General features: G+C 59.3%; 14 protein-coding genes. 8 read left to right on the top strand and 6 right to left on the bottom strand.

Translation table 11 applies throughout. The annotated features are described in order from the left end of the window. Positions 1 to 3: 3 nt before the first annotated feature. The gene (locus tag BM43_RS20220) at positions 4 to 1,119 is read left to right on the top strand and encodes an NAD-dependent epimerase/dehydratase family protein (protein ID WP_080752238.1); all 1,116 of its coding nucleotides are present in this window, start codon (positions 4 to 6) and stop codon (positions 1,117 to 1,119) included. Here the strand turns inward: BM43_RS20220 and BM43_RS20215 are convergent. Together BM43_RS20215 and BM43_RS20210 are read right to left on the bottom strand one after the other, a co-directional pair. Next, entirely contained in the window at positions 1,112 to 1,300 is a 189-nt protein-coding gene (locus BM43_RS20215; protein ID WP_013699119.1) for a hypothetical protein, read from the bottom strand. The two genes, BM43_RS20220 and BM43_RS20215, sit on opposite strands and share 8 nt — an antisense overlap. 132 nt (positions 1,301 to 1,432) lie before the next feature. After that, complete coding sequence (locus BM43_RS20210; protein ID WP_036053023.1) at positions 1,433 to 2,149, bottom strand: 16S rRNA pseudouridine(516) synthase; 717 nt, start codon at positions 2,147 to 2,149, stop codon at positions 1,433 to 1,435. 281 nt (positions 2,150 to 2,430) lie between these two features. Between BM43_RS20210 and BM43_RS20205 the strand changes: the two genes are divergently transcribed. Continuing rightward, complete coding sequence (locus BM43_RS20205) at positions 2,431 to 3,435, top strand: LysR family transcriptional regulator (RefSeq protein ID WP_036049507.1); 1,005 nt, start codon at positions 2,431 to 2,433, stop codon at positions 3,433 to 3,435. Positions 3,436 to 3,469: 34 nt separating this feature from the next. Here the strand turns inward: BM43_RS20205 and BM43_RS40675 are convergent, their stop codons facing one another. Continuing rightward, positions 3,470 to 4,690, bottom strand: a complete 1,221-nt coding sequence (locus BM43_RS40675) for a hypothetical protein (RefSeq protein ID WP_144417682.1) — start codon at positions 4,688 to 4,690, stop codon at positions 3,470 to 3,472. A gap of 127 nt (positions 4,691 to 4,817) precedes the next feature. Between BM43_RS40675 and BM43_RS39240 the strand changes: the two genes are divergently transcribed. Then, a complete protein-coding gene (locus BM43_RS39240; protein WP_370448927.1) occupies positions 4,818 to 5,126 on the top strand; it encodes a PAAR domain-containing protein in 309 nt (102 codons plus the stop codon). Between the two features lie 416 nt (positions 5,127 to 5,542). Further along, positions 5,543 to 6,631 (top strand): type VI immunity family protein, encoded by a 1,089-nt coding sequence (locus tag BM43_RS20195; protein ID WP_036049513.1) that lies wholly within the window; start codon positions 5,543 to 5,545, stop codon positions 6,629 to 6,631. A 1,018-nt stretch (positions 6,632 to 7,649) separates the two neighbouring features. Here BM43_RS20195 and BM43_RS39230 read toward each other — a convergent pair. From BM43_RS39230 to BM43_RS20185, 3 genes are all read right to left on the bottom strand, one after another. Continuing rightward, positions 7,650 to 8,192: a GNAT family N-acetyltransferase gene (locus tag BM43_RS39230; protein ID WP_080742217.1), complete on the bottom strand. Its 543-nt coding sequence runs from the start codon at positions 8,190 to 8,192 to the stop codon at positions 7,650 to 7,652. 123 nt (positions 8,193 to 8,315) lie between these two features. Further along, on the bottom strand, positions 8,316 to 8,927 hold the full coding sequence (locus BM43_RS20190; protein WP_036049516.1) for a class I SAM-dependent methyltransferase: 612 nt from the start codon (positions 8,925 to 8,927) through the stop codon (positions 8,316 to 8,318). Positions 8,928 to 9,078: 151 nt separating this feature from the next. Beyond that, positions 9,079 to 9,654, bottom strand: coding sequence for a recombinase family protein (locus BM43_RS20185; protein ID WP_010114312.1), 576 nt, complete (start codon positions 9,652 to 9,654; stop codon positions 9,079 to 9,081). Between the two features lie 358 nt (positions 9,655 to 10,012). Between BM43_RS20185 and BM43_RS39225 the strand changes: the two genes are divergently transcribed. The 4 genes from BM43_RS39225 (at position 10,013) to BM43_RS20175 (ending at position 14,209) form a co-directional block, all read left to right on the top strand. Continuing rightward, a complete protein-coding gene (locus BM43_RS39225; RefSeq protein WP_157693218.1) occupies positions 10,013 to 11,662 on the top strand; it encodes an AAA family ATPase in 1,650 nt (549 codons plus the stop codon). Positions 11,663 to 11,666: 4 nt separating this feature from the next. Beyond that, on the top strand, positions 11,667 to 12,599 hold the full coding sequence (locus BM43_RS39220) for a DUF4435 domain-containing protein (RefSeq protein ID WP_158380927.1): 933 nt from the start codon (positions 11,667 to 11,669) through the stop codon (positions 12,597 to 12,599). 813 nt (positions 12,600 to 13,412) lie between these two features. After that, on the top strand, positions 13,413 to 13,688 hold the full coding sequence (locus BM43_RS39215) for a helix-turn-helix transcriptional regulator (RefSeq protein WP_230081259.1): 276 nt from the start codon (positions 13,413 to 13,415) through the stop codon (positions 13,686 to 13,688). Beyond that, on the top strand, positions 13,685 to 14,209 hold the full coding sequence (locus BM43_RS20175) for a hypothetical protein (RefSeq protein ID WP_036049524.1): 525 nt from the start codon (positions 13,685 to 13,687) through the stop codon (positions 14,207 to 14,209). Before BM43_RS39215 ends, BM43_RS20175 begins: the two co-directional genes overlap by 4 nt. The last annotated feature ends 307 nt before the right edge of the window (positions 14,210 to 14,516 follow it).

Raw genomic sequence — 14,516 nt, 5'->3', positions numbered from 1 at the left:
ACCGTGCGAATCGTGCACGGCGGCTACAATGTTTGCGCTACGAATTCCGGTAACACCATGATTGCGACACGAATCCTGCGCCGCTCGCGCGTCCTGATCGTCGGCTGCGGCGATGTGGGCATGCGCTGCGTCGAACAGTTGCGCGGGCGGGCTCGTCCGCCGCGAATCATCGCGCTGACCAGCCAGCCGGCACGGCGCGCTGAGCTGGCCGCCGCGGGCGTGGTGCCGGTGGTCGGCGACCTGGACCGGCCGGCGACGCTGGCGCGGCTCGGCGGCCTGGCGCGGCAGGTGCTGCTGCTGGCGCCGCCGCAGCCTTCGGGCCCGGACGACCGGCGCACCCGGGCGCTGATCGCGGCACTCGGCGCACGGCACCGTGCGCGGGGCGGCCCGGCCCACTCGGGCGCGGCGCCGGTGGGCCGGATGCGCGCCTTGGCCGGGGCCTGGCGGCGCGGCACGGACCGCGGCCAGGCCGCGCCTGGAGCAGCGCGTATTGTACCCGAGGGGCCTGGCGCGCCCCTGCGCCTGGTCTATGCCAGCACCAGCGGCGTGTATGGGGATTGCGGAGGGGCGCGGGTCGACGAGACGTGGCCGGTGCGGCCGGCCAACGCGCGCGCGGTGCGGCGCGTGTCGGCGGAGCGCCAACTGCGGGCGGCCACGGCGCGCGGCGCGCTGTCGGCGCGGATCGTGCGGATTCCGGGCATCTACGCCGCCAACCGGCTGCCGATCGCGCGACTCGAACGCGGCACGCCGGCGCTGGTCGATGCCGACGACGTCTATACCAACCACATCCACGCCGACGACCTGGCCGCCATCTTGCTGGCGGCGGCCGTGCGCGGCCGCGCGGCGCGCGTGGTGCACGCCTCGGACGATACCGAGATGAAGATGGGCGAGTATTTCGAGCGCGTGGCTCGCGCCAGCGGGCGCGCCAGCCCGCCGCGCATCACGCGCGCCGAGGCCGAGACGCGGCTCGAACCGGTGCAGCTGTCCTTCATGCGGGAATCGCGCCGGCTGGTCAATACGCGGCTCAAGCGCGAACTGCGGTTCGCGCTGCGTTATCCGACCGTCGACGACTTCCTGCGTACCGTATCCGCGGACAGCGAACTCGGCTCGCTCAGATGATCGCGGGCAAGGCCTCGATCAACAGGAAGCAGAGCAGGGCGCCGATCAGCGCCCCAATCAGGTTCGGATGATATTTTCGTCGCAGATGCATCGTCGCCAGCAGCGCGCCGATCGCGACCGCGCCCATCACCGCGAATACCAGTATCACGGTCGAAAGTTCGAATGGACTGTTGATGCTCATGATCTTCCCCTGACCCGCTCGTTGTGCTCTTTTTTCTTCTTGTGATTCGAGTATAGCGGCGGTTTGTCGCGCGTCCATATTGCAATGCAACGTGTTTGTCGGGGCGGCGCAACGCAGGGGAACGTGGCGCGTTCAGGCGGCCGGCGGTGCCGCGCGCAAGGCAGCCAGGTCGGTCGCGTCGAGCCAGCGCCAGCCGCCCGGCGCGAGATCGGCCGGCAGCGTGTAGCTGCCCACCCGCTCGCGGTGCAGCGCCTCGACGCGGTTGCCCGAGGCGGCCACCATGCGCTTGACCTGGTGATACTTGCCTTCGAGCACGGTCAGCTCCAGGCTGCGCAGCTCGCGTGCCCGCGCGGCGACGGCCGCGATCGGTTTCGGTTCGCCATGCAGCAGCACGCCCTCGCGCAGGGCGGCCAGCTGCCGGTCGTCGAGCGCGTGCTTGACTTCGGCGAGGTAGGTCTTGGGGACCTTCTTCTTCGGCGAAGTGTAGGCGTGCACGAACTGGCCGTCGTCGGAGAGCAGCAGCAAGCCGGTGGTGTCCTGGTCGAGCCGGCCCACGCATTGCACGCCGCGCGCGCCGAATTGCGGCGGCAGCAGCGAGAACACGCTCAGGTGATGCTGCGGGTCGCGCGAGCATTCGTAGCCGGCCGGCTTGTTCAGCACGAGGTAGGCCTGGGCGCGATAGGGCCAGCGCGTGCCGTCGACGTCGAAATGGAGATCGTCGGTGGCGAAGTCGGCATCGGCATCGTCGCGGACGATACCGTCGATCGAGACGCGGCCCGCCTCGACGAGTGCGCGGCACTGGCGGCGCGAGCCGAAGCCCTGCGAATAGAGAATGGTTTCGAGATCCATGGCGCGCGCATTGTAGCAAGCGGGTGGCAGACCGGCGTGCAAGGCCGCTGTGCAGCGCTGGGCTTGATGCTTCGCATGATCGTCGCGCGGCATGGCGCATAACATGCGAGTGTCGTTTTCCATCGAGAAACTGCCCGAGCTCGGGTCGAGGTGACGTGTCGTCGATCGGGCTCGATGAATTGCTCAGTTCTCCTCCTTTTTTGGATAGGCATCGCGTAGCGCAGCCACACCGCCGTCGCCGCGTCCGGCTCGCGATGCCGTCCTCTCCCCGGCCGTGAACCATGCAAAACAAGCTACAGAACATGCGCATCTTCGTGTGCGTCGCGAACGCGAACAGCTTCACCGCCGCGGCGCGCCTGCTGAATACGACGATTCCGCAGGTGTCGCGTGCGATTGCCGCGCTCGAAGCCCATCTGCACACGCGCTTGCTGAACCGCACCACGCGGCGGCTTGCCCTGACCGAGGCCGGCGAGCGCTACTTGCATCGCTGCCGCTCGATCCTCGGCTACCTCGACGAAGCGGAAGCCGAGGCGCGCGACGCCAATGTCAATCCGAGCGGCTGCCTGCGCGTGCATTGCGCGGTGAGCCTCGGGCAGCACTATCTGGTTCCTGCCTTCGCGAAATACCGGCAGCGCTACCCGGACGTCCTGCTCGACATGACCTTGTCGCAACGGGCGCCTGCGTTGGTCGATGAGGGCTTCGACGTATCGGTTGTGGTCGGCGACGATGAGCTGCCGAGTTCGGGGCTGATCGGCGTGCGGCTCGGCGAGACCTTCGGCGTGCTGTGCGCCTCGCGCGATTATCTCGATCGTCATGGCAGTCCGCGCCGCATCGCCGACATGGCGAGGCATGCCTGCGTGGCCTATGAAGCGCCGGCGCCCGGCAGGAGCGAGTGGGAACTGGTCGGCCCCGACGGCCCGGAGCATGTCGCCGGGGCGGCTTCGTCGTTTCGCGTGAACTCCCATGAAGCGATGGCGGTGGCGATTCGCGAGGGAATGGGGATCGGCGTGCTGCCCGTCCACGCGGCGATCGACGGCCTGCGCTCGGGGGACTTCGTGCGCGTCATGCCGCAATGCCGCTCGCCCAGCGGGGTGATCTGGGCACTGTATTCGTCGAGGCAGTATGTGGACGCGAAGATCCGCACTTGGCTGGATTTCCTGCGCGAGGAGCTTGCGGTGCTGCAGCAGGCCGAGGCGAAGGCATTTCGGAGCCTGGACGGGCGCGGGAAGGATGAGGGGCTGCAGCATGCACTGCGTGCAGAGCTGGGACGATCTTGGCTGGAGTGACTGGTCCCGTGCCCGACGTGAGGGGCACAGGGCCTTAGCGGCTGAAGCGCTTGTCTTCGGTAAGCCGGCGGTGCTTCATCAGCGGCATCCAGTCGATCTGCGGCAATGGCGCTGCAGCGCGCGGCTCGACGGGCAGCGCGTTGATTGGCGAGGCCTCGAGAATTGCGGCTTCTTCAGCCGTTGCGATGCGAGGTTTGATCGATGCTCTTTGCGGCTTCGCGTGCCGACGCGTGGTGTCAGGCGATGAAGGCTTCATTGCCGAAGCCTTGTATGTCCTGGTTTTGTTTTCTTCGCGCCGTGACATTTTTGTCACGGCGTTTTTGCGTCGATCGCTACGTGCGACATGGTTTGGATTGGTTGCTCGCGGCACTTGCGCAATCACGGTCGGCGAAGCGGGTTGGCGTGGTTTCGCGGCGTGGTTCGATGTCGTTGTTGTCGCCGGTGCTGCCTGTGCCGGCGAGATAGTGTCCGCCGCCACCGCTTCGGGAGGCTGCGTCCGTCGATATGGCGAGCCGATCATCAGGCAGGCGAGCACGATTGCCATGCCGGCCACGGCGCTGACGGCGATCGGGCGATATCGCGGTCGCGGCATGAGCTTGATCAGGGAGATGCGCGAGGTAATGGAACCGAGCGACGCTGTGGCTTCTCGTCGTTTCGGCGTGAGGCGGATCGGGGAGCGGCCGCGCGACGATGGGATGTGGGCAATGGCGACGTCGATCGGATCGGCGGACTCGCATGTGGTAGCGCCCCAACGACACGATGGATGCGGTGCCATCACGTCGATGCAGTATGTCCACAGCGTGGCGCAATAGCCGAGGGGACATGGCGAGGCCGATTTCCCGATGGTCCATTCCCGACCGAACGGCAAGCCCAGCAGCGGCAGCAACGAGGGCCTGGCGAGTTCACCTTCGACAGTAAGGAATGACGGCTGGCTCATGGAGGCTGAGGTGTTGCTGCGTGCGGGATGTCGATCTCTGGACGGGACTGGGCGATTCTGGACGCTGGCGGGCAACCGGTCGATCTGATACGTCAGATATTCAGGCGGTGGATGCCAGATGCGGTCGAGTGATACGGGCTCGATGCGCGAGCAAAAAAAGCATGAATCGACGTGACATCGACGCACGTCTATATGGTGTGGTGGCGTTGCGATGCTGCCGGTTTCTCGATTGGAGAGGGCGTGTAGCGCGTCGCTCCGAAAGCCACGTCGGGCTTGCATCGGCAAGCGATAGAGCGCCGCTGGCGCGGCGCCGTTCATGCAAAAAGATGCACACGCTCCCTGGTTCGATCGCGCTTCGAATCTCGGCGGCATGCGGCATCAGCGATCTGGTCGCTCCTGCCCTGCACCTATAGAGTCCTCGCGTGCATTTGTCCGGGGACCCACCATGAGCTTTGCGTTCATTCGAGAAAGCGACACGACTTCCCACGGCGGCGCTGTGCTGTCGTCCGGAGCGATTACTTTCATCGACGGTCGGCCGATTGCGTTTGTTGGCACGATGGTTACCTGCCCGAAGTGCAAGGGAGTATTTCCGATCGTCACCAGCAAGAATCCCGGCATGAATTTCGACGGTCGGCAAGCGGCATTCCAGGGAGACATGACCGCATGTGGCGCGACGCTGATGGCTAGCCAGGGCAATGCTGTCGCGAACATGCCGGTGGGGTGCTGGTGGAACCACGATATCAGCTCGGCATGAGGCCGATGGTTCTGCGGAGCGTTATCGCGGTCGATTCCAGATCGTCGCTGCGAATGGGCAGCCGGCCGCAAACAGCCCGTATGGTTTGCGAGCGACCCCGGAAAGCCGCCCACGCAAGATAATCTGTCCAGCGTGGTCGAAATGAAATTCCCGCCGGATAGACGTGACATCGAGCAGATAGCGGATTACCGGGAAATCGCGGGCCCGCACGCGAAGGTCACCGAACTCGACCCGGCGGCCTGTGGCTGCCCTGACGACGGAGGCGGAGAGTCATCCAGTCCGACCGCCGACGCGCTGCGCGACGCCTTTTCGTCGATTGGAAGGCAGGTGAGGAAACTGCTCAACCAAACCGGGGCTGGCCCCGCCCCAGGAGGAGGCATGCCGCCTTCGGTACCCGTTCCAGTGTTCTAACGGACATGACCGACAAAGCATTTATCGAATACGCGAAAGCACATCAGCTCGAAGCGCTGATTTCCGGCGGAGCGCTCGAGCCGACCGACAAGCACGACTATGTCGGTGCTGCCGTCGCTGTGCGTGGCGCTCTGTTCTTCCGGAACGCTGCGGACCCTGAAGTACGCCGGGCGATATCGGAGTGCTACGAGCAATATCGCGAGATCGCGAAGGACGAATTGAAATGGCTTTGGCGGGACGGCAAGGAACCCATCAGGATCAAGGGCGGAAACCTTCCCACCGGCACATTTACGTCCTACTCCGACAAGTCTGCATTGACCGCATACGTGACATCGGGAGATGTCTCCGCCGACGCCGGGTTCTGGCATTTTCAGGTGTTCGGTCAGCAACGCTGGCGCGAGGCTCGCCCGCATGCTGGTCTGAACGCACTGACATTTTCCACGTCGTTGCTGTACGTCGCCGAAACCCCTGCTGCGTTCCAGACACTGTTCGTAGACTTCGCCCGTCGGCTCAAAGTTGTCAGTGGGTATGCCGGATACGCATTGAATCTCAGTCTGGCAAAAACCGCGGCAAACGTGCCGACGGAATATCAGCTCGCCAAGCAAATGATTGCCCTCGACGTTGGCGAACCGCTACTACAGGCGGCACGACTGCGTGACGGCATCAAGACAGTCGGCTGGCTTACCGCGCTCGACAAGGAACTGCTCGATAAGGCCGGTGGGCTCGATACCCTGCGAAACGAACTGCCTCCTAACTGGTACGCGCTCTACGATCTGAACGGCGACGTCGTGATCCAGGCCGGCCGGCGCCCTGAAGCTGGCTCGTCGACCGACGGTGATGAGAACGGGCCACCCGTTCCGCCTCCCAACTACGTGATCCTCAACGCGGCTCTCAAATCGGTGCGCGTTCCTTCCGTGTGGCAGTTGCAAATTGGCCAGCCAGGCTCGGCATCACCGTATTTCGCCACGACGGCCGAAAGCGATGACTGGCTGCGGCGCTTCGATGTATCAGACGATCGGCTTGTCGACTACAAGGCGAAGCTGCTTCATACGCCGCCGCTCGATGCCGACTGCACATTACCGGATCGCGCGTGATCAGTCGGTGCATGGTTGTCCACCGAGGCAGAGGCGCTAACGGTTCTCGTTGAGTACCGCATGGGAGCTTTACCTACGCGCAACACATACTGTTGAGTCAAGGGCTTACGCAATTTCAAACTGCACGACCGAGGCTGCTCAGGGTCAATCCAGCAGGTCCCGGTTGCAATTTGGCTGCACTGACACTCACTAGCTGTATCGCCCAAATCGACAAATCTCCACCCCGAATTTGGGGCTTGCCCGATTCCACCTGGAGCCTCCTGAAACGAAAAAACCCGCGACAGCCTAGCGCTGACGCGGGTTTTAGGCTTCAGGAAATTTCCCGAAGCTATGTCATGGTGCCAGGGCCGGAATGAAATTGTTCGCTGTGAGGCCCGTAATGTAAGGGGATTGCTTGTTGGGTGTTGATGAGTTGCCCCCAGAGTTGCCCCCCCGCGCTTCTGGCAGCCGCAGAATTCATATCGCTCTGCTGCGTGTGCCGTTCGGGCGAGGTCGTTCAGAAGATACCGACGGGCGTATCGGCGTAGGCTCGATCAGTCGAAGGCCCGTGCCGTGCGGAACGTTGCTGTGCCGCCGGAAGCAAAAATATTTGGAGATTTGGAGATAGACGGTTGTATCGGCCTGTAAGCCTTGTCTGGTAAGGCTGTGGTTATCTCCAAGTCTATCTCCAAAGTACACAGTTTCTTGGAGATAAAGTTGGAGACAGGCTGCTTAGCCATGGGGCCCGTACGACGACGTTGAGGTTGCCCCGCCTTCTGGAACGCTGCGCGCAAAGAACGCCCCGCGCGCCCACACCCCCGAGCCGCCGTCACGCTAGAAAGTTACTTTGCAACCGTCGCATCACGTCAGTGATTGGCACGAGCAAGCGCGGCATAATCGCGACAAGATTGGTGATCCGGGGGCTGAGATGTGCAAGTCCAGACCTGATCTCTCGGTCGGAGGCAGATCAGGTCTGAGATTGCGTGGACGTCACCTCATCAAGGGCCGTGATCGACCCGGAGCGGTCAATCATCCTTTCCTAAAGCGGCCGTTCGGGCGTTCCAGTGCGGCTCTTCCGGAAATCATCGAGTGTTCCGAGCTTCTCAGTGCGGGACGCCACTGTAGCGGCACGTCGAGCAGCGGGCTTTGAGGCCAATTCATCCACCGCAATGAAGAACTCGAAGGCCTTGTCATTCTCACGAGTCACACGGAATCCAAGCTTGCGATGGAAAGCGATAGACAATCGGTTGGTTTTGTAAACGTGGCTTCTAAACTCACCGATTCCTCGTTCGTTCGCAAGAGCGGCTATCTTTGCGAGTAGTTCGCTCATAACGCTGTACGTTCGGTGCAGAGGGTGTGTACCAAATGCGCCAACGAACCAGCAGGCTTCTGCGTCTGGTCGGAGCATTGCATAGGCAACGAGCCTGCCCTCCCGTCGCACTGAACATACTTCATTGACCTTCAAGGCTTTTTGCAGCTTCACTCGGTGCTCGTTCATGTCAAAGGCATCTCCCGCTTGTTCCGTGTGGGCACGTAACGTCAGGGAGTCGAGCATGAGGAGTTCGTCAACGGACGGCAGCATGTCGGGGATTCGTGCGATAAAGGGACATTTCCGGAGAGCGTACTTCGAATCAAATTTGTCGCCAATTCATGTCGGTTCGTCGAACGCCCGCGTCTGGCCGAAAGGACACCGTCATACCGGCCATCACTTCATGAAAGCAAGACGCGTCCACACGATTCCCTTGTCCCTATTTGCTTGCTGGACTGATCCGCTGCGGACGTTTAGCAAAAGCTGGAGACGATGGGCTTCGGCAAGCCGGATGGTGTCCTCCGCGGAAACGTCGAACATGCGCCGCCCCGCGGGAAAGGGCCCATGGCGCAGCGACAAAATGAGGACGCCGCCATCGACCAATAGGTCAGAGAGGGTGCCCATTCCTCGGCGACGTTGGAGTTCGTCGAGGTGCATCCACACTGCGGTAGCCATAACAACGTCGAACGTGTTTGTTCTCTCGGCGAGGAGGCAGAGATCCGGCAGGCTATCGTCCAGCCAGACAACGCTGGAAGCGGGATAGAAGTTGGTCGCAGCAGCCCGTAGCTCGTCGACGGGCTCAACCGCTACGACAGCGTGACCCATCAATGCCAATGCGGCAGCATCGCGGCCTATGCCCGCCCCTACATCGAGAATGCGTGAAGGTGCTTTCGGGATCAGGTGTAAAACTTGTCGGTGGCAGTCTTCGAATGAAATCTTGCGCCAGTCGTTAGCCAACACATCGGCATGCTTGCCATAACCTTCGGTTCCCGGAACGTCGATAGACATGGTGCATAGTGGATGATCCGATCAATCGATTGTCGACGATTGTGGTCAACGTGTCGAATGACGGTTCATGGCCGAACTGAGCCAGACAACCTGTCTGCTTGGTCTGCTGAGTCGGGCTCTAGCAGGGCGTGAGTTGAACGGCGCGCGCCGCTTAGACTGCGTCGCGTACCCGCATGATCGTCTGGCGGCTCGTGCCAAATCGCCGAGCAAGCGCGGCCACGCTTGCCCCCGCGTCCAACTCGCGCAGCACGTCCGCCCGCTGCTCGTTTGACAGGGCGGACGGCCGCCCCATCGCCTTGCCTTCCGCCTTCGCGCGAGCGATACCAGCGTGCGTGCGCTCAATCAACAGATCCCGCTCGAATTCGGCCACCGCGTTCAACACCTGCATCGTCATCCGGCCGGCCGCGCTAGTCAGATCGACGCCGCCAAGGGCGAGACAATGAACCCGGATACCGCGTTCGGCCAATCCCTCGACCGTGGCCCGCACGTCCATCGCATTGCGGCCGAGTCGGTCGAGCTTCGTCACGATCAACACGTCGCCTTCTTCCATCTTGACGAGCAACTGCGCAAACCCCGGCCGCTGATCGGCGCTTACGCTCCCCGAAATGCTTTCCGACACAACGCGGCGCTTGTCGACCGAGAAGCCGGCCGCCTCGATCTCTCGTAACTGGTTCGCGGTGGTCTGGTCGGACGTACTGACACGGGCATAGGCAAAGGTTCGGGACATATCGGGCACTCAATCTGTACGAAATAGATGTCCGAATGTAAGGCAATGTCCAAAACATTTCAACCCTTATTTTCGGACAGGGCAAAATGCCCCTGTCCGCAAGGGATCGATTTTGGACGGGCGCATTTGATTGGAGGCCGATTGCTTTCCGGTAGGTCGCTGGGACAGACAGGGAGGTGCCACTATTCGAACGAAAACAACCAGCCCGCAAGGGGCGACCAAGTTAGGGGGAAGGAGTCGTTTGAGTTGATCCGTGCTCAACCACCGCTCTCTCATGTTTTCAATGACCCTGCCGATATCGGCAGAGGGGATAGCTACTCATCGTTGCTTCTCCGGGCCGCAAGGGCCTCGAAAGATCTTGTCCAGAGATCAACCGCCGGAGAGAGCAACACGCGCTGAAGAAGCCTCCGGAAACTCTGGGGTGATGTATGCTCAAGGCTCCGCACAAGGAATTATAGAAATGGAAAATCGCAGTCAGGGTGAATCGGTGCAGTCGGCCATGCAACCTTCAATCGTTGAGTTTTTTTCCATCGATGGACTCTACGGATATCGTTCAGTTGGCTTGTCGTCAAAATACGCTGCGACTGTCTTGATTGCGCGAAACGGCTCGGGAAAGACGACATTGATCGCTGCTTTAGACGCGTTTCTTCGCGGGCAATTCAGTCGATTCATCGGGCTTACGTTCGAAAAAATCACATGTCGCTTAAGAGGTCAGTTGTTCGAGTTCGAGATCTACCGGAGTGATATAGAACAGCTTTCTGACTTTGCTCTAAGAGGCGAGTTCGCAGCGCGTGCCAAAGCGTGGGATGTGCAACCGATGGCGCTGCTAGCGCTAGTAGAGGGTCCGATTAGAACTCTGGGTTATCCCGAGCTTGTCGACGACCCGACGTTCTCCGCCATTTACGCGAAGATGGGTTATGACTACGCAGTTGCAAAGAGCCAGTGCGAGCGTTTATCCAAAGACTTATCCGAACAGGACCTCAGGATCAATCAGATCCGCAATCAGCTGGCGTCGACCTTAAAGGACTTCGAGATCGTTTATTTGCCAACTTACCGACGGATCGAATTATCTCTGCCCGGTCCGGACGTGCGTCGCGGCGAAAGGAAGAAGAGTGTTTTGTCGCGCCTCGGCGTCACTCGCACGGGGTTGTATTCTGCAGACATACAATTTGGGCTTGGTGATATATCTGATCGCCTAGCGGCAATTTATTCGGAAATGCTGTACACATCCAATCAAGGCTATGGCAAGGTCAGTGCAAACATTATCAACGACTTGATATCTGGAAAATATCGAGACAGCGCGAATAGCGCCACAACGGAATTCCCATCTCGCGAATCGCTCGACATATTTTTTTCGAGAATCAAGGACGCATCAAGAGAGTATCGTCGTGGACCCTATAGTTTTTTTGCGCCCCCAAATCTAGATCCGATTTATAATGGAGACATACCAGAAGATTCGGCTCCATTTTTAACTTACTTCCTAAACCAATTGAACTCGGTAATTTTGGAAACTCGAGGTTACGAGGAGCGCGTTCAGGCTTTTATAAGTAACTGCAACAAATATTTATCGGGAAATGACGAGTCAACTGACGAGTATACCTCGCCGCTCGAAAATACCTTCGATAGCAAGAGGCTTGATTTCGATCGACGGGCCCTTGAAGTAACGGTGAAGAGCGTAGCGACGGGCGACGACGTACCGCTGGAATCACTGTCGTCTGGAGAGAAGCAAATGATGTCGCTATTTGCGAGACTATATCTTTACCCCGGTCCCAAGATAGTACTTATTGATGAACCAGAGTTGTCACTTTCGCTCGACTGGCAGCGTCAAATATTGCCTGATGTGTTAAGGGCGCCGACATGCCGACAGGTGATCGCAATCACTCACTCACCCTTTATTTTCAACAATGAATTAGAGCCCTTTGCGGGTTCTCTGCGTTTTAGAATCGCGCCCACACGCAAACGTGACACGAATGACGGGGATTTGAATCTCGACGATGACGAGGTTTAAAAAAATGGATGGAAATATTTCAGAGAATGTTTTTAGGGATGGATATTTCAATAAAATCAAAGATTCAGTGAATTTGGGGGTGGTAGAAAAGAGTCAATTTGCAGCATTTTCATCGGCTATCCCTGATGATGTGAAAATTTTTAGTTACGAAGGGCGCGACGACAAGATAGCTTACGATCATTGGGTTAGGCGGATTGACGGGGAGTTAAAATACGAGCCGTACGTTTCGGAAACAAAGCATGCAAATTTACAGCTTTTTGATTCACTGCAACGTGACTTAACGGGGTTGGGTGATCGCGTTTATTTCTTCGTCGATCGAGATTTTGATGACATCCAAGGCAGAGCTCCGCATGACAAATTGTTTATGACCGACAGATATTCGATCGAGAGCTACTTGGTATGCGATAAACTGCTGGACGAACTTCTGAAAATCGAATTCCATTGCAATGGATATTTGCCGGTTCGAACCAAGATTATTGAGTTATTCAAAACTGCTTACGAAGGATTTTTAATTGCCACAAAGGATCTGAATTTTCGCATCTTCCTTGCGGCCCGGGAAAAGATAAAGAGAATTGAAGATTTGCCCGCGGGAATAAATGTAATTGCTGATGTTGGCTTGAACGGGGTGACCGCAATCGACAGGCCAATTCACGAGATTGTCAAGCTGGAGCGGGAGCCGACCGACGAGGAAGCCGCTCGTTGGCGTGGCGAGTTTGAAGCCCTTGAGCCAACTGAGCGCTATAGAGGAAAGTTTGCGCTTTCTTTTTTTGTGAAGTGGTTGACGTTGTTGCGCCAAGACCGCCTAGCGAATCCGTCTGTCTATTTCGGAGATGTGCCGCTTCCTAACTACGGAGTTAAAGGTAATTTCTCTTTCGACAGCCTTGTACCACGTGCAGCATGTCCGAGCGGGTTATCTGCGTTTTTAGGTGGCGGTTAATGATTGCCGGTGCCGATTGCACGTGCTCAAATGTCGACTGGATGAGGAGCACTACACCATCCAGCGCATCAAACGATGCGTCGCGCGGTTTGCCTTGCCACGTCTCGTACCAAGGGTCGAAATTACCGGAAAGAGTGACTGTGTGCAGGGGCTGAATCGCGGTCTGAATCGTGACCCTGAAACCCTCAGGGTCAAAAATAACTGCGTTCAGCCTCATGTCAATGCCGGTGTACGTCGCCAAGTCGGCGATCCGTCGCGCTCAACGGGCAACGATTTTCAAGTTCCGCTCCGGTCATTTGAGAATTCCGCACAGAGGTGTCGTGCGATCATCAGGGACGAATCGAAATTTCGGTCAATCTAGCCACGCCCTCAGTCTCAGTTTCGACTGTCGACGATTGGCGCGGCGTTATCGAATGACTGCAATAGGCCGAACGGTGACACGATGTATTGCAGTCTTGGATAATCCGAAACAGGTCTTTTATAGGGGCAGACCTTTCGATATAATTGCGGTACTTGTTAGCACCTAATCGAACACGGTTCTAGGGAATCTGTGGGCGATGCAAGGAAAAGGCGGGGAATGCTCAATCGCTGAGCATATTTCGTCGAGCTGATGAGATGGGTGCCGGGGGGTGTGCTACCAACACATCCCACCGGCGATTTTTTGGCTTGGCTGCCTGTTCCATAATTGGCGGAACCACAAGAGCCACCGCGCCTAGGAAACGCTTAGCTCTTGTTAGGACGGATGATACCGCGCGCGGCGCGCCGTGCAAAGTAACTTTGCAAAGTTACTTTGTGCGTCTCCCGAGAACTTCATTGCGCCCGTACTTTGATAGTACGGCGCGGTTTATTGCTGCCGCTTTCCTCCTTCTTGCGGAACAGGCCATTTCTGAACAGAAAATGGCTCTTAAGATTCTTCGACTTATTGGTGTACTGGATTGCGTCGGCGTCAAGAAAACGACGCTGTATCGCTGGATTCGTGAAGGCAAATTTCCAGCGCCGGTCCAGTTAGGGACCAGGAGCGTCGGCTGGCGCGCGCAAGACGTCCAGAACTGGGTCGAATCCCGCCAATCGACGCGGGAGCAAGCATGAGCGCGCCCTCCCTTATGATCGATCGCGGCGGCCCGTATGGTCGCGCGATGGGCGCGGCCGTCACGGCGCGCGACGCCGCGTTCGTGCGTTGCCGCGACACCCGCCTCCGCAAGCTCGCAGGAATCCTCGATGACATCGAGGGCTGCTTCTGGAACCGTGGCGACGACACCGGCAAGCTCGTTGCGATCGCCGTCACGCTTGCCTCAACGCTCGCGCTCGAAGCCCCGCGTCTGACGACAAAGCAACTTGGCATCGCCTGCGAGAAGTTCGTCCAGGCGATCGCCGCTGCTGAACAGGATTCGGCGAACTATCGTCGTTGGCAGTATCGACAGTTGCGGAAAGCCTATCGTGCGCTTTACAACGACATCGATGCGCAGTGCACGGACGGGACGCGCCGTTTGCAAGTTAGCGCCCTGCTGCGGGGCGTCGCGCTCGGCCAATCACTGGCGCAGGCCAGCTCGCGACTGGATATCGAACAGCTCAAGCTGGCGATCGCCGTGCTCAAGGGGGAGGCCGCCTGATGCTCGCCCAAAGTCGCTTTGCACTAGGCAATACACGGCGAGGGCGTCGCGATTTGCGTCGTCCAGTATCGCGCGGTATTCTGTGCGCGTCGCTGAGACAACAGCGACCCGGATTGGCGTCCGGAACATGCAAAAGGCGGACAACCGCCGCAGCGCGGTTTTTTTACGTCCGCACGCTAAGCGCCTTCAATGGTCGGGCCTTGGTGGGGGTGCCTTCGGGCACGCCGGTTTCCTTTTGCGCCGGTACGCCAACTCCGTCATGTGCCCGGCCACCCCAATTGGCGTTGGGGGCCGGGTTCCGAACCCA

The organism is Burkholderia gladioli, assembly GCF_000959725.1.
GTDB lineage: Bacteria > Pseudomonadota > Gammaproteobacteria > Burkholderiales > Burkholderiaceae > Burkholderia > Burkholderia gladioli.
The sequence above is the reverse complement of the archived record's forward strand: the minus strand, read 5'-3'. Positions and strand labels throughout refer to the sequence as shown.

What these genes read in the sequence shown, in the direction of transcription:
- BM43_RS20215 (WP_013699119.1), bottom strand. Translation starts at nt 1,300, where the DNA reads ATGAGCATCAACAGTCCATTCGAACTTTCGACCGTGATACTGGTATTC.
- BM43_RS20210 (WP_036053023.1), bottom strand. Translation starts at nt 2,149, where the DNA reads ATGGATCTCGAAACCATTCTCTATTCGCAGGGCTTCGGCTCGCGCCGC.
- BM43_RS20205 (WP_036049507.1), top strand. Translation starts at nt 2,431, where the DNA reads ATGCAAAACAAGCTACAGAACATGCGCATCTTCGTGTGCGTCGCGAAC.
- BM43_RS40675 (WP_144417682.1), bottom strand. Translation starts at nt 4,690, where the DNA reads ATGAACGGCGCCGCGCCAGCGGCGCTCTATCGCTTGCCGATGCAAGCC.
- BM43_RS39240 (WP_370448927.1), top strand. Translation starts at nt 4,818, where the DNA reads ATGAGCTTTGCGTTCATTCGAGAAAGCGACACGACTTCCCACGGCGGC.
- BM43_RS20195 (WP_036049513.1), top strand. Translation starts at nt 5,543, where the DNA reads ATGACCGACAAAGCATTTATCGAATACGCGAAAGCACATCAGCTCGAA.
- BM43_RS39230 (WP_080742217.1), bottom strand. Translation starts at nt 8,192, where the DNA reads ATGCTGCCGTCCGTTGACGAACTCCTCATGCTCGACTCCCTGACGTTA.
- BM43_RS20190 (WP_036049516.1), bottom strand. Translation starts at nt 8,927, where the DNA reads ATGTCTATCGACGTTCCGGGAACCGAAGGTTATGGCAAGCATGCCGAT.
- BM43_RS20185 (WP_010114312.1), bottom strand. Translation starts at nt 9,654, where the DNA reads ATGTCCCGAACCTTTGCCTATGCCCGTGTCAGTACGTCCGACCAGACC.
- BM43_RS39220 (WP_158380927.1), top strand. Translation starts at nt 11,667, where the DNA reads ATGGATGGAAATATTTCAGAGAATGTTTTTAGGGATGGATATTTCAAT.
- BM43_RS20175 (WP_036049524.1), top strand. Translation starts at nt 13,685, where the DNA reads ATGAGCGCGCCCTCCCTTATGATCGATCGCGGCGGCCCGTATGGTCGC.